Genomic DNA, 20119 nt, shown 5'->3' on the forward strand with positions numbered 1-20119 from the left:
ATGGGAACGACACGCCCAGAATGGATAAACATCTGCTTTATCTTCAAACCATTCCTGTGACTATTTTGTGATCTGAGTTGTTTGGTCTGCACCCTCCCGCTGGGCTGTGAAAACCCCCTACAGTGACTCGCCGATCCCCCTGCGTCGAAACCCTGTGTTGTGGAGGTTTGCGATGCCGCATGCCCTTTTGCGGGTCAAGGCTGCTCGTTCGCGTCGTCGTGCTGCGGTCGGGCGGTGGGCGGCATCGGCCGGCGCCGCCCTTCTGGCCGGCTGTCTGCTGGTTGCCACGCCGGCCGCCGCGGCTCCCGGGAGCGACGAGTTGTGGTCGCCGTTCCCGTTGCCGGAGACCCCATCGGTGCCGGTCACCAACGTGAACCGCGCCAGCAGCGCCTCCACGCACAGCACAATGCGCTCCACTGCGCCGCGCGCCCCGCACTGGCCGACGGCGGGTTCGGCGACGATCGGGATCACCCCGATCGATCCGGCCGATGCGGCGATCGCTGCCGCCGCAGGCCACCCGGGACAGCATCGCCTCGCCACGGCTGCGGGTATTCCGGTGTCGGTGTCGGCGCCCGGAACACTGACCACCGGCCGACTGCCGGTCTCGACGAAGGCACGGTCGGCCGCGAAGACCGCCTCCGCCGCGGCGGCTACACGTCAGGTGAAGGTGGCAGTGACGTCGCGGGCGCAGGCCCGCAGGGCCGGTGTTGACGGCCTGGTCGTGTCGGTCGCGCCGGTCGACACCACCGGCAAGTCCGGGGTGTCGGTCGGGGTTGACTACTCGGCGATCGTCGACGCTTACGGCGGTGACTACGCCGCCCGGCTACACCTCGTTCGCCTGCCCAACTGCGTCCTGACCACGCCGACGGTGAAGCGTTGCCAGCGGCAGACGCCGGTCGCCGCCTCCAGCAACGACTTGACGGGAGGTCAGCTCGTCGCTGACCTCACCCTCCCGGCAGCGAGCGGTACCGATGGCGGTGCCGTGGTGTTGGCCGCTGTCGGCGGCGCGGGCAGCGGCGCCGGCACCTACGCGGCGACCCCGTTGAAGGCGTCGGGCGACTGGTCGGTCGGTAACACCGGCGCGTTCAGCTACTCCTACCCGATCACCGTCCCCCCAGCGTTGGGTGGGGACGGGCCGGGTGTCGCGCTGTCGTATTCGTCGTCGAGCGTGGACGGCCGCACGTCGGCCAACAACAGCCAGGCCTCCTGGATCGGTGATGGTTGGGACTACACGCCGGGGTTCATCGAACGCTCCTACAAGTCCTGCGACGACGACGGCCACGACGCCGTGTTCGAGAACTGCTGGGCCGGCGACAACGCCACCCTGTCGCTGGGTGGTAAGTCCAACCGGCTGGTACCCACCGGCAGCGGGAACACGTGGCGACTGTCGGACGATGACGGATCACTCGTCGAGCAGATCGACGGGGCCAGCAACGGGCTGCACGCCGGCACCTACTGGAAGGTGACCACCCAGGACGGCACCGTCTACCTGTTCGGTGCCGAGCACCTGCCCACCGCCAACGGCGGCGATGGGTCGGATGACGCGACCAACGCCGCCTGGGGCGCCCCGGTCTACGGCGACGACGACGGGGAACCCTGCCACGCCGGTACCTTCGACGCCTCACGCTGCACGCAAGGCTGGCGGTGGAATCTCGACTTCGTGATCGACACCCACCACGACATCACCGTCTACCACTATCGCACCGAAACCAACTACTACGGTGCTGGCACCACCCACACCCCCACCTCCTACGTTCGTGGCGGCGTGCCCACGTCGATCTCCTACGGTCAGCAGGTCGCCGACTACGTCGCCGGCAAGAACCCGGCCGCGCAGGTGCTGTTCGGCGTCGCGCAGCGCTGCGACACCACGGGCGGCTTCGACTGCAGCAAGGCCCTGTCGAAAGACACCGCGTCGCACTGGCCGGACGTGCCCTACGACCAGCACTGCGACTCCTCGGGCACCTGCGACACCCACAACCCGACGTTCTGGTCGCAGCTACGGCTGTCGACGATCACCACCCGCGTGTGGGACCTGTCGCTGTCCACGCCCGGCTGGTCCACGGTCGACAAGTACACCCTGTCGCAGACCTACCCGGACCCCGGCGACATCGGCCAGGGCGGCACCTACGAGCCCGGCAAGGCCATGTGGCTGGCCTCGATCCAGCACACCGGCGCCGACACCCGCGGCGGCGGCTCCTCGGTGGCGCTGGACAAGACCACCTTCGACGGGAAAGACGCCCTGGCCAACCGGGTGGACGGCATCATCACACCCTCCGATGTGGCGCCGATCCGGCGGTTCCGGCTGTTCGGGTTGACCACCGAGACCGGCGAGAAGATCACCGTCACCTACGACACCACCGCCACTACCGGCTGCGACCGGTCGAGCCCACCGACCGAAGACAACGACACCCGCCCCTGCTACCCGGTGCGCTGGACCCCGGACGGCTACACCGACCCGATCCTCGACTGGTTCTACACCTACCCCGTGACCGAGGTCGACGAGAACGACAACGGCGACCTGTGGACCGCTGACCAGTCCCCCGCCAAGGTCACCACCTACAGCTACTCCGGCGCCGCGTGGCATCGCGACGACAGCGAGTTCACCCCGACCAAGACCCGCACCTGGGGCCAGTTCCGCGGCTACCACGCCATCACCACCCGCACCGGCAAGACACCAGACCCGATCACCCAATCGACCTCGTGGTACCTGCAGGGCATGAACGGCGACGTCCGCAAGGACGGGTCGAAACGGAGCGTGTCGTTCACCGACTCCGCCGGCGACACCATCACCGACAACCCCGCATGGAACGGCACCTCCTACCAGACCACCACCTACAGCAGCGACGGCGGCAGCGCCCAAACCCAGACCATGAACCACCCGTGGCAGTCGGCGGCCACCGCCACCAAGACCCGTTCCGGGCTACCGGATCTGATCGCCCGCTACAGCAACACCGACCGCGTCGACACCCGCGACAAGCTGGCCGACGGCACCTGGCGCACCGCCGAAACCGTCACCACCTTCGACAACGGCACGGGCCTGGCGACCGCCGTCGATGACAAGGGCCAGATCGACGCGGACGGGAAACCGGTCGGTGGCACCACGCCGGAGAAGTGCACCCACACCCGCTACGCCACCGACACCGACCGCAACATCCGTAGCCTTCCCGCCGAGGTGATCACCAACCAGGGCGCGTGCAGCAGCACCGTCGGCGCCAGCACCCTGTCGGCCAGCCGCACCTACTACGACGGCTCCACCACCCTCGGCACTGTCACCGCCGCCGGTGATGCGACGACCAGCCAGGCGCTCAAGACCGCCTCCCCAGCCGTGACCTGGGCCGCCGCGTCCACCAGCACCTACGACGTCTACGGTCGGGTCACCAAGACGGTCGACCCGTTGGGGCGCGCCACCTCGACCAGCTACGGCGACACCGCCACCGCACGCCAGTACCTGCCAGTCAGTGGAAGCGTGACCAACCCGAAGGGTTGGACCACCAGCACCACCTACGACCCGGGCCGGCAACTGCCGCTGGCCAGCACGGATGTCAACAACCGGCTCACCACCGAAACCTACGACGGGCTCGGACGCCTGACCCAGGTGTGGCTGCCCAGCCACCCCAAAGCCACCTACGCCTCGACACCGTCGATGAAGTTCAGCTACGCCACCACCAACGACGCCTACGTGGCGGTCACGACGCAGACGCTGCACGACAGCGGCCTCTACGACACCGACATCAAGATCTACGACTCGCTGCTACGACTCCGGCAAGAACAGTCGATGCCCCGCAACGGCGCCACCCACGCGAGGCTGATCGCCGCCACCGCCTACGACTCCCACGGCTGGACCATCGACTCCGTCCAAGCCTTCTACAACACCGAGTCCGACCCGGCGACCACTCCCATCCAGATCGTGCCGTCCAAGACGCCAGCCGAAACCCGCACCAGCTTCGACGGCCAAGGCCGCGCCACCGCCTCCACCCTGTACTCCAACAGCACCGCGCAGTGGACCACCACCACCGCCTACCCGGGCGCCGACGAAACCGACACCACCCCACCCGCCGGAGGCACCCCGACCGCCACCATCACCGACGCCCGCGGCCAGAAGACCCAACTGCGGCAGTTCCACGGCGCGGCCGCCACCGGCGCCTACGACCTCTCCTACTACTCCTACGACGCCGCCGGCCGCCAGACCAAGCTGGTCGGCCCGTTGGCGCAGAGCGCCAACCCCAGCGACTCGAAGCTTCTGTGGACCACCAGCTACGACGCGGCCGGCAACACCGTCAAGGCCACCGACCCAGACACCGGCACCACCACCAGCAACTACAACGACGACAATGAACAGGTGTCGAGTACCGACAACGCCGGGCAGACGCTGAGCACCGACTACGACGTGCTCGGCCGTAAGACGGCGGTCCACAACGGAGACACCTCCGGCCCGATCATCAACGCCTGGAGCTACGACACCGCCGACGGAGGCAAAGGCCAACTCGCCACCGCCACCACCTACGCCGCCGACGGCACCACCCCCACCTGGACCCACAGCATCGCCGGCTACAACGCCTTCGGCAAACCCACCGGCGAGACCACCACGGTCCCGGCCGGCGCCTACGGCAACACCGCCGCGATCTCCTATGCGACGACCACCAGCTACTCGCCAGTGATGGGCCTGCCCAACACGACCACGATCAAGGAGACCGGCACCAACAACCTGATCGGCACCGAGACCTACGGCATCGGCTACAACGAAACCGGCCTACCCGTCACGACCGGCGGCCTCGACACCTACGTCACCTGGGCCAACTACGACCCCCACGGCCGGCTGATCCGCGCCACCGACAGCGTCATGCCCAAGCAGGTGGCGGTCACCAACAACTGGGACGAACCCACCGGCCGGCTTCTCAACGCCACCGTGTCCAAGGAAGACGGCAACGCCGCCGTCGACTCCACCACCTACACCTACAACCCCGCCGGCCAGGTCACCTCCGCCACCGACACCCAAGACGGCGGCGGCACCGCCTCCACCGACCGGCAGTGCTTCGACTACGACTACCTTGGCCGGATCACCAACGCCTGGACCGACGCCGGCGCCACCCACACCGCACCGACACCCAGCGTCCAGGGCGTCGGCGGCTGCGACACCACCGACCCGTCCACGGCGTCGCTGTCCGGGCCGGCACCCTACTGGCAGTCCTACAGCTACGACCTGACCGGCAACCGGATCGCCAGCACCGACCACGCCACGACACCCGGCGGCGCCGACCGCACCACCACCGAAACCTACGACGGTCTCGACACCCAACACGCCGTGCACACCGTCACCAACGGTGACACCACCACCAGCTGGGACTACGACGCTGACGGCCGCCCCACCGGCACGACCACCGCAACCGGCGGCACCGTCAACCCCGACACCAGCCAAGCCTTCACCTGGAACGCCGCCGGGAAACTCGCCACTCTTACCACCGGAACACCTGACCAGCCGAAGCACTCCACCGGTTACGGCTACGACGCCGACGGCAATCTGATCGCCCGCACCACCGACGGCATGACGACGGTGTACCTCGGCGGAGACGCCATACAGCTGTCCGGTGGATCCGTCACCGAAATCGACCGCACCTACGACTTCCCCGACGGACCCAGCGCCGTGCGAGTCGCCACCACAAGCGGCAGCAGCCTGCACTGGCAGGCCGCCGACCCCCATGGCACCGGCACCGTCGACATCACCGCCGATGGCCTCGCCGTCACCCGACGCCTCTACACCCCGTTCGGCCAAGACCGCACCCCCACCACCAGCCAAGGCTGGGCCGGAGACAAAGGCTTCGTCGGCGGCACCCGCGACGACACCAACCAGCTCACCAACCTCGGCGCCCGCCAATACTCCGCGACCTTGGGCCGCTTCCTCAACCCCGACCCACTCCTCGACCACGACTCGCCACAGCAATGGAATGGATACGCATATTCAAACAACGCTCCGCCTAACTCTTGTGACCCCGACGGAAGAATGATTCGTGGCGACGATGGCCGTGGCTACGGAACCGCCAAGCAAGTAGACAAAGCAAACCGTGAATATTATTGGATGCACCCCGAACGGCTGAGTAAGAACGATCCAAACTACTCTCGTACGGGGCCGAAAATGCATCCTACGAAGTCTTGCAAGAGCGGTATTTATGGGCCTGGCGGCGCCTGTCTCGACGCTAAGATGCCTCAGGTTCGGCAGGGGAATCTCACCAATGGATCCGATGCCTATGCGCTCGCACTTGCGTCGCAGATTCACGCGAGTTGCTTCTTCGACAAAGCGCAGATTATTTGCACCGGATCTGGAAGCGTATATTCCCGACCGATAACTATCGGGGATATCCTCTTTTATCCAAATTCGAGCGGCGACCTTGGTCGTCAGAAAAAATTCGAAGCGCAGCGTCGGGCCGCAATAGCGAAAAAGGCGTCGAAGCGCACGGCAGACATCTACGGTCCAAACCTCCTTCGGCACGAAGCAGTGCACTCGGACCAATGGACCCACTTCTCGAGCGTTGGTCAATACGCAGCAGTCTACTATGCCCTCTCGTTGTCGTCCTTGTGGCATTGCGGCGACGCTGCCATATGCAACTTGTTCGAGGTTCAGGCAAATCTCTACTGGGGAGGCTACAAGGACTATCGGTATCTCAAGCCATCGGCTGGCAGCACGCCGCGCCCTGTTCCGGGTGCCAGTCCCCGTCCAGTTAACTAGTGTGGCGTTAAGCCAGCCTAAGTGAAGTTGGCCAGATCTAGATTGGTGCGTGTCAGATGAGGTGGCCGAATCGGGCAAGATTCAGATTTCGCGACCGGCGCCTGTTTCGTCGACATCTATCGATGATGACCTCCGTCGCAATTTGCGCCGGACTCCTAACTGCTTGTTCTCCCGGTCCTGCTCGCTTCGCGGGGATCCAATGGATAGGAGGACAGGCGGTTGTACGGATATTCCGTTGCGAAGGGAGCCCCATCGCCGGGCTGGCATTAGGTGACAAGCGAACGGACGAAGCGAAATCAAGCACTGCGAGTCCCCAGGGTGGAAGTTGGGAAATCAGCGCACCTCTAGACGGCGAGCCGCCCTCGACGGTGCCGCTCTTTTCAACGCCGGCCGGGTGGAATCGTATCGGATTCGGCTTGGATCACTTAGAACCGGGTAAGGCTTATGACCTTGACGCATTTTTTGCAACGCGCGGTACTTTGGTAATACAGTTCACATTATCTGAACTAAAACGCTTGCGGAAGAACCAGGTACTGAGCTATCACCCTGGGCTTCTCGGACGAACAGGCGACTCTCGCACGATTAGCCTAACTGAGTTTGCGCACCAAGCGAAGAACGATTGCTAAAGGACAGCCATCGGCGATAGGGATTTGGCACGCGACGCGGCGGCACCGGAAGGATGGTGCCCGACCTTCGGCGTTGGTTAAGGGCAACTGACCGCGTTGTTGTGACGGCGCGGCTATTCCGCTTTCGTAGGGTAGTAAGGCATTAGATGAGTAGTCGGATTGCTGTCACAATTATTGGCGCCAGTGTGATTACACTCGGGACCTTCTATTTGCTGAAGCCCAATCAGTTCGTGAACATTCTGAGGAGGGGTCCAGGCGCTCGCGGAGAACCGACTCAGCTGCCGGGCTGTGTACGAGTTGGGTTTTGTCTCCTGCTCGTACTTGTTGGAATATTCTTTGTTTATAAAGCAATAGTTGGTGAGATACCTACTAGGTGAGTCTGCTGAGTTGTGCATACGTGTCCAACCCTCTTAGGGGCCGTCGCGTGGCCGGAAGGTAAGGCGTGTCAATCCGACGAGGCGAGACTGGCGTGGTCCGGCTCCGGCGCGTCCATGCGTATGGGTTTTCCGTTGTCCTAGTAGGCGTGCTCGCCTCCTGCTCAAGCCTCCCGAAAAGAGTAAACGATGATGATCTTATCGGTGAGTGGCGTGGCTCAGGAGGCGCTCTCCTAACGCTTGATCTGAGGCATCGCTTCGTTGCGAAGCGGCTACCGCTACAGATAATTGCCTCTGGCAGTTACTATGCGCCGCGGGATGCGACTGGTTCTTGGTATATTGAAAGGCGGGGCTTAGAAGCGGCGCGACTCAATCTTTCGATCAAACGTAGCGGCTTCCAGCTTGTCATAGGAAACGAAAATAGCCATTGGGTCATCTTCTATTACATCACTGACCCTGACCTGGATAAACGGTATGTGTTCCGTCGAGTAATTTCCGAGTAGCAGAGCGCTGTGGGATGGGACGGGTGTGGCTCGGAGGACGTGGCGGGCACATGTCGCTGGCGCTGGGCGGGCCCGGCTTAGCGCGCAGCGCGGCGCGCTGAACCTGTTACGACGGGTGAGGGTGAATAGAAATAGCGTGGCCCCGGTGGTCTAGGAGATGAGGCTAGCATGTTGTGCTTGTCACTCTGGTTTATTCCGCTTTCATAGATTGTTTGTGGGTAGGGCGGCGAAACTCTGGCTACGCCCGCCCCTGCCCACGCTCGGTTAGAGCGCTGGCGGCGTTGGGCCATGGTGCTGCGGTCGGTGGTGTTGGGCGCGGGGGATGGTGGCGGCGGTGGCGTTGGCGGCGTCTTTCGCGAGTTGGGGGAGCACGCTGCTGTAGGTGTCGGCGGTCAGGGTGATGGTGGAGTGGCGCAGCATGGCCTGGACTACTTTGAGGTCGACGCCCGCGGCGAGGGCGAGGGTGGCTGCGCCGTGGCGCAGGTCGTGCAGCCGGATCGGGGGAAGACCTGCCCGGGCGATGAGTCGCTGGAAGTGGGCGGTGACCCAGCCGGGTTGGAGTGGCTGGCCATCGGGCGTGGTGAAGAGCAGCCCGTGGGTGGGCCAGGGTTCGCGGGCGGCGAGGCGTTGTTTGGCTTGCGCCGCGCGGTGGCGGCGCAGGACGGTGATGGTGTCGTCGTCGAGGGCGATGGTGGCATCCGAGGATTCGGTCTTGGTGCGTGCCAGGGTCGGCGTTTTGTGTTCGCCCAGTAGCTGCCAGCGGATGGTGATCTCACCGGCAGTCAGGTCGAGGTCGTCGTCGTGCAGCCCGCAGGCTTCGCCGCGGCGGAGCCCGCGGTAGGCGACCAGATGAAACAGCGGATAGAGCGCGTCGTCGAGGATCGCATCCAGGAACCGGCCGGTTTGTTCGGCGGTCCACACCATCACTGGCCCCGGGACGGTTCCATCGGCCTCCCAGCGGCGGACGCGTTCTGGCGTCCACACGAGCGGACGTGGCCGGCGCGGAGAGGGTAGTTCGATGTGGGTGGCGGGGTTGGCGGCTATGAGGTCTTCACGGATCGCGGCGTTGAGCGCGGCGCGCAGGGTGGCGCGGATGCGGTGCAGGGTGGTCGCGCCGGTGACCTTCTCCCCACGCAAGGCGAGGCAGGCTGCCTTGTCGCCAGACTCGCGGATGGCCTGGACGTAGTCGGCGCGGTCGATGATCGCTTCGATCATCGCGGCGATGTGCTGCCGGCGTAGCCGGTCGAGCCGCAGATGCCCCAAGTGCGGGATCAGGTGGCGGCGAATGTGTTCGGCGTACTTGCTGCGGGTCGAGTCGGCCAGGTTGCGTTTACCGGCGAGCCATTGGTCGAGCCATTCGGCGACGGTCGGCTGCCCGATCAGCCTGGTGCCGGTTTGCAGGGCGCGGCGGACGGTGTCGGTGTCGGGTAGCCGTCCGTCGGTGGAGATCGTGTGCTTGATCAGGTCACCAAGTCCGATCTGGCTGGTGGTATCGCTGCGGTCCGGGATCGCCAGCAGCGTGTTGAGGTGCAGCAGATCGGCCGTGGCGTCGTCCTGGGTCGGGTAGCCGGCGTGGCGCAGCGTGCGGCGTGTGCCGTCGGCGCGGCGCGGCAGGTCGCATTGGATGTGCCAGGCGCCGTGTCGCGGGTTCCAGGATCCGTTGGCCCGCTTGAGTTGCGGGCAGCCCCGGCCGAGCAGGCGGGCGGTCTGCGGGTCACGGCAGGTGCAGCGTTTGTAGACCGAACCCTTCACCAGGCCGGCTCCCTTCCCGATCGGCACGTCGACCCGCCGCCAGCCGGGCAGGTCATGGAGCGCCCAGCGTGGTGACGGTCGTGGCCATGGCCGCTCGACTCCACCGCGAAGTCAAGTCGCACCACCGGCGCGGGCCGGCGACCAGCCGAGCTCGCGAGAGAAGGCGCCGCACGGGCCCCAGCCGCCGGGTGACCGACGCCGGCGCAACGGTCGGGATGGGAAGACGGGAGGCGCACCGTGCAGCCTGGCGGAGGCTGCGGCCCGGCCGGGGTCGAGACGACTGACCGGCTCGGGATCGAGATAGGGAACGGATCGGGGGAATGATCCCTGCTGTTGTTGATGCTCATGTATTCAATTGCCACCGGCCCCCACCGAATGGGACAGCACTGTTGCGCAGAACACGGCAGCACCATCCGATCGGCGACGCGTATCAGAACATCGGGGAGTCGGGACGCGGTCCTGTGCGTGCCGGTGGCGAGACGGTGGATGGACTGCGTCAGAACGGCGGGGACGGGCCTCGAGCAGAGGCATCGATCTGTCGGCGATGGTCATGCTTTCCACCCGCCCAAGGACACCGAGGAGGGGACTGCGGTACTACTCAAGCCACCGCAGCAGCGTCCGGCCGGCGACCTTCTCAGGGCATCGGACGTCGAGCCGAGTGTGGAGCACACACGAGCACACCGGCCGACTCAGGGCGGCCAGCGCGCTCGGCAGATACCGCGTTGTGGCCGGTCACGGCCTCGCGCAGCAGCAGTCGACTGCATCGCGGGTCAGGGCGCCGTGGTGCTCCGTGGATGCTCCGACCGCGTGACTCCAACATGCATCAACCGGCGCTACGTGACTCCAGCGATCGCTGCGAGCGCCGGGCCGGTGGGCCGGGGCCGGCGATGGCGCGGCGTGGTGTCGATGCTGGTCGGGGGCGGTTTGGGGGCTACCGGGCGGTTCGCTCGGCGGGGCGTCGGATAAGGTGCTGACGCTGGGGGCGGTAGCTCAGCCGGTTAGAGCAGGGGACTCATAATCCTTTGGCCGCGGGTTCGAGTCCCGCCCGCCCCACCACCTGCGGAAACGCGGTCTGTCGTGCCCTACGAGGGTGGTAAGCCAGGGGACTGGCGTCAGCGACCCGCTGGGGTGCAGATGCAGGAGCGGTTGCCGTCGGCGTCCTCGACCACCCAGTACGACGGGGCGGCGGCGTCGCTGACCAGCCGGCCGCCGGCGGCGAGTACCGCCTGGAGCCGTCGCTCGCCCTCGTCGGGGGCGACCCAAACGTCGAAGTGCCAGCGCTGTTCGAAGGGTTGCGCGGGCAGTACCGGGCCGCCGCTGTCGTCCGGTTCCTGCCACCACACCGTGGGTACCTGCCCGCTGGGGTCGACGGGTTCGCCGTGGGTGACCTCGCCGCCGAGCAGCGCCGCATAGTACGGGGCGAGCCGCGAGTTGGCCGCGGTGTCGAGGCCGAGTTCGAGCTGGGTGATGCCGCCGGCGTCGGAGGTGACGCCGAGCTGCTCGGCGCGCCGGCTGATCTCGCGGGCGAGCTGGACGTCGCGGCCGGTGATGCCCTCGGGGCTGGTCAGGGCCACGACCACGGCGGTGCCGGTGATGGTCAGGTCCGGGTAGTGGGCGGCGGCGGTGGCGGCCTGCCCGATGGCGTTCGCCAGCGCGTACCCGGTGGCGGGGTCGCCGGTGCGGAAGCGGGCCTTGAGCCGGCCGAGGAGCGGTCGCCAGTCGTCGAGGCCCGCCTCGGCGAGTTGCGCGCTCGTCAGCTGTTGCTGGTCGTCCATGATGCTCCGTCCGCCGGTGGGTCGTGGTCGCCCACGGTAGGGCAGGTTCCGGACGAACGCCGTCCGGGATGTTCACACGGCGGCAATGAGTTCCGGCCAGCCGCGCCGTGTGCCCGGCAACGAAGGGGTCCCGATGGGTGCGGTGACCGCGCACCTGGCGATGTCGTTTGACGGGTTCGTCGCGGACCCGGACGACGGCTGCGACGAGCTGTTCGGCTTCTACGCCACCGGCGAGGTGCCGCTCCAGCTCAGCGACGGCTTTCCGGAGCCGCACGTCTCGCGGCGCACCGCGAAGTTGCTGACGGCCGAGCAGCCTGGTGCCGGTGATCCTCGGCCGCGGTGACCCGTGGCTCGCCGGCACCCGGGGTGCTTGTTGGACCCGGCGGTGGCCGCCGACTGCGGCGTCACCCACCTCCGCTACCGGGTGCCGCCTCACCGACCGATCCGTACGACCGTTGCCGCGCAACGGGTCCGGCGGCCGTCAGAGGCGGACGGCCGTTCCGCCGACGCGGACCTCGGTGGCGTCGATGGGCAGTACGGCGGCGTCCCGGCCGGCGTCGTGCCAGCTGCCGCTGCCGGTGCGGTACGCGAGGGTCCTGCCCTTGGCGGCGACCACCCACCCGTCCGGCAGCTTCCACTTGACGGGCAGCACGGCGGTGCGGTCGGCGACCCCGACGTAGTGCACGGTGCTGCCGTTGACCACGACGTACACGTGGCTCGGTTCGCTGTCGTACTGCACCTCGCCGAGGACGAACGGCGTGCCGGTCTGCCCGTACACGACCCACGGGGTCAGCGACGGGACCGCCGGGAACTCCTCCAGCGGGTCGGCGTAGTCGCTGGCCTGGAACGCCTTCCGGAACACCTTCGCCGCACCGCCGCGGGCTGCCCAGCCGAGCTGCGCGGCACCGGCGGTGGCCGGGATCGCGGTCGGCGCCTTCGACTCGCCCAGCGGGTCCGGCCGTGCGCCCCAGCCCAGCGTGTGGTCGCGCGCCGTCATCGGCGAGATCGGGGTCGGGGAGCCGAGGACCTGCAGGGCGGTCGGATGGTCGTTGGACGCCACCAACATCGTCTCACCGCGCGCCACGTCCAGTACCGCGACGCCGTCGGTGAAGTGCACCCGGTGCCAGATCCGGCTGGTCCGGTGGGAGTCGAAGGAGTGCCGGGTCGAGTAGTAGGCCGGCGCGCCCACGTCGACGGCGATCATCAGCCGGTTGCCGAACGCGGGCTCGGCGAGGCCCGGCCGGTCCGGGTCGAGCACCTCGGCATCGCCCACCTGGAACGCGCCCTTCCCGGTACGGGTGAGCAGGCTGACGGCGATCTGGCGCACCGTGGACTTGTCCTGCGCGACGGCGGACACCCGGTGCCCGACGATCGCGGCGTCGCCGTAGCGGGTACGGCCGATCCAGATGACGTGGCCCTTCGCCTTGCCGTGGGTCTCCTTGGTGTAGCCGCGCCGGGCGGCGGCGAGCGCCGCCTCGTCGTGCGCGAGGTTGCCGCGGGTCGGCCGGTCGAGCAGGCCGCTGACGCTCGCGGCGGTGGCGTTCACCCGCTCCGGCCGGTTCGCCGCGCGGTACCCGGCCACCGAGGCGAGCAGCGCGAACACCAGGAGCGCGGCGGTGATGCCGCTGATCCTGGCGCGCCGGCGGCGCTGCCGGCGCTGCCCGCCACGGCGGGCGGCGGTCACGATGTCGTCGGCCGGGGCGAGGTGTGCGGTGGCGTCCTGGAGCGCCCGGTGCAGCTCGTCGGTACTCATCACTCGCTCCTTGTGCCGGTGTCGGACGAGGGCACGAACACGTCCGGCAGGGTGCTGCGCAGATGTGCGAGGGCTCGCGAGGTGTGGCTCTTGACGGTGCCGACGGAGCAGCCCATGACCCGGGCGGTGTCGGCCTCGGACAGGTCGTCCAGGTAGCGCAGCACGACCGCGGCCCGTTGCCGCATCGGCAGGCCGCGCAACGCATGCAGCACCGCGCCGCGGACCGCCACCTCGTCGGCGCGGTCGTCGACCGCCTCGTCGGCGTGGTCGTACAGGGGTGCCTCGCGCACCCGCCGCGACCGCCGGCGCCAGCGGTTGATCGCCTGGTTGGTCAGGATCCGCCGCGCGTACGCCTCGGGTTCCCCGTCGATCCGCCGCCACTTGACGTAGAGCCGCTCCAGTACCTCCTGGAGCAGGTCCTCCGCCTCCTGCCGGTCGGTGGTCAACAGGTACGCCGAGCGCAGCAGCGCCGCCGATCGGGCCCGGACGAACTCGTCGAACCCCGTCCCTGGGTCGGCCATCGCACCTCCATCTCACCAGGTACGACACCGGCCGCCGCACCGAGGTTTACCGGAACCGGCGGAAGAACCGGCGAATCGCGCGCCGGCGGGTCAGCTCCACCCGTACCTGCCGCGCAGCACCGCGGCGACCCGGCCGAAGCGGGGCTGGTCGAGGATGGCGCCCTCGCGGCGGATGCCGTCCTCGCGCATGGTCAGCACCCGGTCCAGCCGCAGCCAGCTGGGTCGGTGCTGCCGGTCCCAGTCGCCGGGGCCGAGCGGGTACCAGTTGTGCTGGCCGTCCCGGCGGGCGTTGCTGGACAGCATCAGCCCGTACAGGGTGCGGCGGCCGGAGCGGCCGACGACCAGCACCGGCCGGTCCTTGCCCTGGCGCGGATCCTCCTCGTACGGCACCCAGGTCCAGACGATCTCGCCCGGATCGGCCCGGCCGTCCAGTTCCGGCGCGTACGCGAGGGTGCGGCGCCGCAGTGCGGCGACCTGGCGGGGGCGGGCCGGCCGGGCCGGAGCGGGTACGCCGGGGCGGCGTCGGCGCAGGCGGGCGGCCACGGAGGCGAGGAGATTCGGCACGCCGGCACCCTACCGGCCCCGATTTGTCCGCCGCGGGAATTGAGCGGGGTCGACTCAAGTTGTAGGGAGTGACGCCCGGTGCTGCCGGGCCGCGAGTGAGTGGTACGGCCGAAGGAGATGTTCGATGAACAGTGTGTCGTTGTGGTCCCGGACCAACCGGTTCGCCGAGTTCGACGCGCTGGTGCGCAGCGCGTTCGGGGACGGCACGAGCTGGCCGGCGCAGCGGTCCGGGTTCACCCCGGCCGCCGACGTGGTGTCCGACGGTGAGGACGCGGTGATCCGCATCGAGCTGCCCGGCGTGCGCGTCGAGGACGACGTGACCGTCGAGGTCGACGGTGACCGCCTGGTGGTGCGCGGCGAGCGCCGGGACGAGACCACCGACGGCGAGCGCGGCCGGCGCGAGGTGCGCTACGGCGCGTTCCGGCGCACCTTCGGGCTGCCCCGGCACGTCGGACCGGACGCGGTGACCGCCAGCTACGACGCCGGCGTGCTCACCGTGCGGGTGGCCGGTGCGTACGCGCAGCCGGCGACCCACCGGATCGCCGTGACGACCGGGCAGCCGGCGGCGGTGGACGCGGGCGAGCGCCCGGCCGAGTCGACCGACGAGGCGGCGACCGAGGAGTAAGGATCGGCAGCGGCCGGCTGTGCCGGCCGGGAACGACGATCGACCGACGATGGCCCGGCGCACTCGCGCCGGGCCATCTCCGTGCCGCTCAGCCCGGCCGGTCAGTCGTGCCGGTCAGTCGTGCCGGTCAGTCGTGCCGCTCAGTCGTGCTGCTCAGTCGTGCCGCTCAGCCCGGCCGGTCAGTCGTGCCGGTCGGTCGTGCTGCTCAGTCGTGCTGCTCAGTCGTGCCGGTCAGTCGTGTCCGGCAGCTGCCCGCCGGAGATCCGGCAGCTGCCCGCCGGAGACGTTCGGCAGGTGCCGCTCGGCAGAGATGCGCGACGGTGAGGTCGGGCGGGGATGCCCGCGATCGTGCCGCGGGTCGGAGCCTCAGCGCAGCCGGGCGAGGACGGTGACTTCCTTGCGGTTGTGGTACAGCTGCCGGGCGAACAGCACCTGGTAGCGCTCCCGCAGCAGCCGCAGGCAGTCGCGTACGGTGTCCAGCGGCCGGCGGCTGCCGGTCTTGAGGGTGAGCACGATGTGCGCGCCGGGTCGAAGCTGGCCGGCCGCGTCCAGCATCACCCGGGTGCTCAGCCGCGGCTCCATCCGCAGGTCGTTCACGGCCAGATCGAACCGGGTCCGGTTGGACCGGAAGAACTCCCCGACGGTGGTCGCGACGTGGTGCACCCGCGGGTCGGCGGTCAGCGTTTCGGCGAGCGCGCCCGGGTCGATCGCCCACACGTCCAGGCCGCGCTCGCGCAGGATGCGGGTCCAGCCGCCGGGCGCCGCGCCCAGGTCGACGGCCCGCCCGCGGTCCGGCAGCGGCACCGGGTACGCCTGGAACAGCTCCTCCAGCTTGAACTCGGCGCGGGAGACCTGGTCGGGGCCGCGGGACAGCCGGACCCGGCCGCCGGGCCAGTCGCTGAGGCTGTCGGCCGCCCGGTTGAGCCCGATCAGCACCCCGTCGCGGGTCACCGCGCAGGACACCACGGTGTCCGCGCCGGCCCGCCGTACCGTGCGGCCGTCGTCCCGCAGCGCCGCCGCGACCGCGTCGAACAGCTGCCGGGAGCCGTACCCGGCGGTGTCCGGCTCGCTGATCCACGCCTGCACGGCGAGCTCGTCGGCGCGGCCCGCATCGGCCAGCTCGTCCGGCAGCGGGCCGTCGAGCACCGCGCGTACCTGGTCCGCGACCCGGTCGGGATCGTCGGCGTCGGGCCGCGGTACCCGGGCCAGCTCGACGGTCAGGTGCCGGACGAACACCACTGGGCGGGTCCGGCAGGCGGCGGCGACCTCGGCGGCGGTGGGGCCGGCGGACAGTACGCCCAGATCCGGGCCGATCCGCTCGACGGCGGGGGACTGCAGGGTCCGCTGCAGTTCCCGGGCGGCGGCGCCGAAGCTCTCCTCGTCGGCGGAGAACACGACCCGCCCGCTGTCGTGGTTCACGCCGCGCTCACACCTCTCCGCGCTCGCCCGCCGCGACCGGCCGGCTCGGCGGGCCGCGGTGTCCGAGGGACTACCTGGGGTTCTCGGCACCCCGTGGACGAAACAATGGCCCCGCGGTGGTGAAGATCGACTTCACCGTCCGGCGGGGCCAGTGCGATGGCTCGGCTCGACCCGGACGCAGGAGGACCGGGCCGGCGGCGGCCGTCAGGCGCGGCGCAGAACCTTGCCCTTCTTCAGGCAGGAGGTGCACACCTTCAGCCGCTTCGGGGTGCCGTTCACCACGGTGCGCACCGGCTGGATGTTCGGGTTGAAGCGGCGGGACGTGCGTGACTTCACCCGGCGCACCAGCGCGTTGCGGCCGAGCCGTTGAACGCTCTTGCCGTAGCCGGGCTCTTTGCCGCAGACGTCGCAACGCATAGACACGGTCATTCTCCTGCGTATGGTGGGGTGCTCTCAGGCGCCACTAGGGCACAGAATCTTCATCAGTCTAGCCGAGGGTCATTCCGGGCGACCACGTGGGCCCATCGGACGCCGCGGCGGCGCCGACTCGCCGGCAAAACCGGACGAACCACGACAAAGGGCTCGTCAGCCGGCGCTCGACTCACCACCCTACCCGCAGCAGCCACCCGCGTCCCGGCGGTACCGGGAGCGGCTCGCCCGGCGCGAAGTCCCGCGCCGGCTGGAACCCGTCGATGGAGGCGGCGCGTACCGGTCCGGTCGGCAGTACCGCCGGGTCGAGCGACAGGGCGACCTCGACCGGCTCCGGCGCCCAGCTGGCCACCGCCACCAGTGCGCTGCCCCGGCCGTCCGGCCCGGTGCGCAGGTACGTGGTGGCCAGCACGTCGTCGCGGTCGGTGCCGGCCGGGTCGGCCGGCGACCACCAGCCGAGCATCCGGGCCGCGCCGATCCCGAACGCGTCCCACTCGCTCCACAGTGGACGCGGATCGGCGCCGTGTCCGAGCCGGCCGGTCATCCCGAACACCATCCCGCGCCACGGGTTGCCGCCGTCCTGCAGCATCTCCCCGGTCAGCCCGTACGGCAGGCCGGACATCTCGACGAGCCAGCGGTCCGGCGACGCGTCGTGGTCGAAGTACTCGCCGAACCAGAGCCGGTCGGTGAACGGCAGGTGCTCCAGGTACAGGTTGGCGCTGGAGGCGAAGCCGTCCCGCTCGTTGTACTGGTTGGCCGAGTGCACGTCGATCAGCGGTTCCGGCCGCCCCCGGTCCAGGATCCGGCGCAGCCGCAGCATGGTGCTGCGGTCGAACGCGATGTCGTCCAGGTAGATCCCGTCGATGCCGGCGCTGCGGACCAGGTGGTCCAGCCCGGCGAGGTAGTAGTTGAGGAACCGGCCGCCACCGTCGACGATCAGCGAGCTGTCCTCGGTCGGGGTGGCGTACCAGGCGGGCAGGTAGCCGGTGTCCACGTGCTCGCGCAGCCAGGAGCAGCCGCCGCCGGGCCCGCGGGCGAACACCTCGTCGCCCAGCGACAGCAGCGCGAACAGCTCCGGCGCCCGGGTGCTCAGCTCCCGCACCGTGTAGTACAACTTGACCGCGAGGCCGGCCGCGTGCGCCTGGTCCACGTAGGACGCCATCGTCTCCGGTGTCACGAACGGATAGTTCAGGTACGGGTTGACCGGCGTGGCGTGGTGGATGTTGACCACGGTGGCGCCGGTCGCCGCCGCCTCGTCGACCGGCCGGCAGTCGTGCAGGTACCGCTGGGCGAAGTGCCGGTCGGTGCGTACCGGCTTGAACGGGGTCGGCAGCAGCCGCGCGTCGAACCGCAACCGCTGCCCGGCCCGCAGCCGGCGGGCGCCGCCGTAGCAGCGCAGTCGCAGCACCGGGCCGTCGGCGACGGTACGGATGCCGCCCCGCCCGCCGTTGTGCCACGACTCCGGCAGCACCAGCGGTCGCTGGTGGTAGAAGTTCGTGTTCAGCGGGCGCACGTAGTGCTCGTCGGACAGCCGCACCTGCACGCCGGCGGCCACGTTGCCCAGCCACACCGCGTCCTGGTTGCGGGCCACGTCCCAGTGCCAGTCCACCGTGGCCGGTCGGGTACCGCCGGGCACGCCGAGACCCATCAGGTAGGGCACCGCGTCGGCCCGCAACGGCAGCTCCAGCGCGACGTCGGCCAGCTCGACGTCGTCGGCCGCGACCAGCTCGATGCGCAGCGTCAGCGCGCCGTCGAACTCCAACCGGCCGATCAGCTCGACCGTCACGCCGGCGGCGCTGCCGTGCGCCGACCAGTCCGCGTGGGCGCGCCCGGCGGCGTCGTGCCGCAGCGCGGTGAGCGGCTCGTGCGGCACGCCGTCGGCATCTCGTACGGTCAGCGTCACCGGCGCGGCGAGCAACTCGGTCGGCGCCGTACCGAGCTGCCCGTCCGGGGTGAAGAAGCTGGTCAGCCGCGCCGGCAGGCCGCTGTCGGCCAGGGTGACCGACCGGCCCAGCACCCGCAGCGCCGCACCGTCGACCCGGACCGGGTGGTACGGCCGTACCACGCTGTCGTCCGAGCCGATCCGGGAGTTCAGCCACCGCAGCCGGCGCAACGCCACCGGATCGCCCAGGTGCGTGCCGACCGGCTCGCCGGGCGGCGCGGCGGTGGGCGGCGGGGTCGGCGCGGGGGCGGCGACGGTGAGGGTGACCTCGACCGTGGCGCTGCGGCCCCCGGCGGTGACGGTGAACGTGCCGCGGTGCTCGCCGGGCCGCGCGTCGGGCGGGACCGCGGCGCCGCACCACAGCGCGGCGACGGTGTATTCGGGCACGTCCAGCCGGCGGTGCAGCGGCGCACCGTTCTCGTCGGTACCGCCGAGCGTTGGGCAGTCGAAGATCCCGGCGCCGAGCCCACCGTCCGCTGTGGACAGTGAGCCGAACTCGACGGCCACGTCGGTCACGTCGGTGCCGTAGACGCCGAGCTGGAAGGCGTGGTACTCACCGGGTTCGGCGCGCAGCCGCAACCGTCCACAGTGGTCGTTCTCCAGCCAGCGGGCGGGCAGCTGCCGCATCCGGATCGGGTGCTCGCGGTCCTCGCCGAACACCAGCAGTTCCGGTCCGGCCGGTGGGGCGGCGGCCGGGCGTTCCATCTCGGTGTACCGGTGATGCTCGTCGATCGCCTGGTAGCACACGGATTCCGGGGCCGTGGCGGCCGCGGCCGCCACGCGTCGCCAGGTCGCCTCCGGTGTCGGCGGCGGGAGGTACTCGTGCTCGGGATAGGACCGGCTGCCCGCCGCCGTGTACGGCAGGTAGTAGACGAGATGCTCGCCCGGTCCGGCGGGCTCGAAGACGCACCGGCCGGCGTCGACGAACGCGTTCGGTACCGGCGCGCCGTCGGGGGAGTGGACCACCACCCCGCCGCGGTGGCGATCGGGCAGGCGCCACGGCAGCGGTACCGCGACCGCAGGGGCCCGGCTGCGGACGGTGACGACGGCGCGGTGGTTGCCGAGCGCATCGGCGTCCCACGATGCGGAAGAAACCACTTCCAGGGCTGGCATGT

11 protein-coding genes and 1 tRNA gene are annotated in these 20119 nt (G+C 69.3%); 4 read left to right on the plus strand and 8 right to left on the minus strand.

Annotation, left to right across the window (positions count from 1 at the left end):
• Window positions 1-172: 172 nt before the first annotated feature.
• The gene (locus NUM_RS21280; RefSeq protein WP_207126675.1) at window positions 173-6721 is read left to right on the plus strand and encodes an RHS repeat domain-containing protein; all 6549 of its coding nucleotides are present in this window, start codon (window positions 173-175) and stop codon (window positions 6719-6721) included.
• Window positions 6722-8488: 1767 nt separating this feature from the next.
• Here the strand turns inward: NUM_RS21280 and NUM_RS21285 are convergent.
• Entirely contained in the window at window positions 8489-9976 is a 1488-nt protein-coding gene (locus NUM_RS21285; RefSeq protein WP_207126676.1) for a site-specific integrase, read from the minus strand.
• A gap of 979 nt (window positions 9977-10955) precedes the next feature.
• Here NUM_RS21285 and NUM_RS21290 point away from each other — a divergent pair.
• Window positions 10956-11032 (plus strand) — tRNA-Ile (locus NUM_RS21290).
• A 56-nt stretch (window positions 11033-11088) separates the two neighbouring features.
• Here NUM_RS21290 and NUM_RS21295 read toward each other — a convergent pair.
• Window positions 11089-11751: a VOC family protein gene (locus NUM_RS21295; RefSeq protein ID WP_207126677.1), complete on the minus strand. Its 663-nt coding sequence runs from the start codon at window positions 11749-11751 to the stop codon at window positions 11089-11091.
• 133 nt (window positions 11752-11884) lie between these two features.
• Here NUM_RS21295 and NUM_RS21300 point away from each other — a divergent pair, with 133 nt between their 5' ends.
• Complete coding sequence (locus NUM_RS21300; protein WP_207126678.1) at window positions 11885-12094, plus strand: hypothetical protein; 210 nt, start codon at window positions 11885-11887, stop codon at window positions 12092-12094.
• Window positions 12095-12232: 138 nt separating this feature from the next.
• Here NUM_RS21300 and NUM_RS21305 read toward each other — a convergent pair whose 3' ends face one another.
• The 3 genes from NUM_RS21305 to NUM_RS21315 form a co-directional block, all read right to left on the minus strand.
• Window positions 12233-13504: a hypothetical protein gene (locus tag NUM_RS21305; RefSeq protein ID WP_207126679.1), complete on the minus strand. Its 1272-nt coding sequence runs from the start codon at window positions 13502-13504 to the stop codon at window positions 12233-12235.
• Window positions 13504-14025 carry a SigE family RNA polymerase sigma factor gene (locus NUM_RS21310; protein WP_207126680.1) on the minus strand — a complete coding sequence of 174 codons (522 nt, stop codon included), beginning with the start codon at window positions 14023-14025 and terminating at the stop codon, window positions 13504-13506. Before NUM_RS21310 ends, NUM_RS21305 begins: the two co-directional genes overlap by 1 nt.
• Before the next feature lie 90 nt (window positions 14026-14115).
• Window positions 14116-14589 carry a type II toxin-antitoxin system PemK/MazF family toxin gene (locus NUM_RS21315; protein ID WP_207126681.1) on the minus strand — a complete coding sequence of 158 codons (474 nt, stop codon included), beginning with the start codon at window positions 14587-14589 and terminating at the stop codon, window positions 14116-14118.
• A gap of 124 nt (window positions 14590-14713) precedes the next feature.
• Between NUM_RS21315 and NUM_RS21320 the strand changes: the two genes are divergently transcribed.
• Window positions 14714-15214 (plus strand): Hsp20/alpha crystallin family protein, encoded by a 501-nt coding sequence (locus tag NUM_RS21320; protein ID WP_207126682.1) that lies wholly within the window; start codon window positions 14714-14716, stop codon window positions 15212-15214.
• A 366-nt stretch (window positions 15215-15580) separates the two neighbouring features.
• Here the strand turns inward: NUM_RS21320 and NUM_RS21325 are convergent, their stop codons facing one another.
• From NUM_RS21325 to NUM_RS21335, 3 genes are all read right to left on the minus strand, one after another.
• Entirely contained in the window at window positions 15581-16633 is a 1053-nt protein-coding gene (locus NUM_RS21325) for an SAM-dependent methyltransferase (protein WP_207126683.1), read from the minus strand.
• Window positions 16634-16837: 204 nt separating this feature from the next.
• Window positions 16838-17050 carry a 50S ribosomal protein L28 gene (rpmB, locus tag NUM_RS21330; protein ID WP_370467026.1) on the minus strand — a complete coding sequence of 71 codons (213 nt, stop codon included), beginning with the start codon at window positions 17048-17050 and terminating at the stop codon, window positions 16838-16840.
• 184 nt (window positions 17051-17234) lie between these two features.
• Window positions 17235-20117: a glycoside hydrolase domain-containing protein gene (locus NUM_RS21335; RefSeq protein WP_207126684.1), complete on the minus strand. Its 2883-nt coding sequence runs from the start codon at window positions 20115-20117 to the stop codon at window positions 17235-17237.
• Between the last annotated feature and the right edge of the window lie 2 nt (window positions 20118-20119).

The sequence above is a fragment of the Actinocatenispora comari genome, assembly GCF_017312725.1.
Classification (GTDB): Bacteria; Actinomycetota; Actinomycetes; order Mycobacteriales; family Micromonosporaceae; genus Actinocatenispora; species Actinocatenispora comari.

Excerpts from the sequence above, each read along its gene's own strand:
- NUM_RS21280 (WP_207126675.1), top strand. The coding sequence starts at position 173 with ATGCCGCATGCCCTTTTGCGGGTCAAGGCTGCTCGTTCGCGTCGTCGT.
- NUM_RS21295 (WP_207126677.1), bottom strand. The coding sequence starts at position 11,751 with ATGGACGACCAGCAACAGCTGACGAGCGCGCAACTCGCCGAGGCGGGC.
- NUM_RS21300 (WP_207126678.1), top strand. The coding sequence starts at position 11,885 with ATGGGTGCGGTGACCGCGCACCTGGCGATGTCGTTTGACGGGTTCGTC.
- NUM_RS21305 (WP_207126679.1), bottom strand. The coding sequence starts at position 13,504 with ATGAGTACCGACGAGCTGCACCGGGCGCTCCAGGACGCCACCGCACAC.
- NUM_RS21310 (WP_207126680.1), bottom strand. The coding sequence starts at position 14,025 with ATGGCCGACCCAGGGACGGGGTTCGACGAGTTCGTCCGGGCCCGATCG.
- NUM_RS21320 (WP_207126682.1), top strand. The coding sequence starts at position 14,714 with ATGAACAGTGTGTCGTTGTGGTCCCGGACCAACCGGTTCGCCGAGTTC.
- rpmB (WP_370467026.1), bottom strand. The coding sequence starts at position 17,050 with ATGCGTTGCGACGTCTGCGGCAAAGAGCCCGGCTACGGCAAGAGCGTT.
- NUM_RS21335 (WP_207126684.1), bottom strand. The coding sequence starts at position 20,117 with ATGCCAGCCCTGGAAGTGGTTTCTTCCGCATCGTGGGACGCCGATGCG.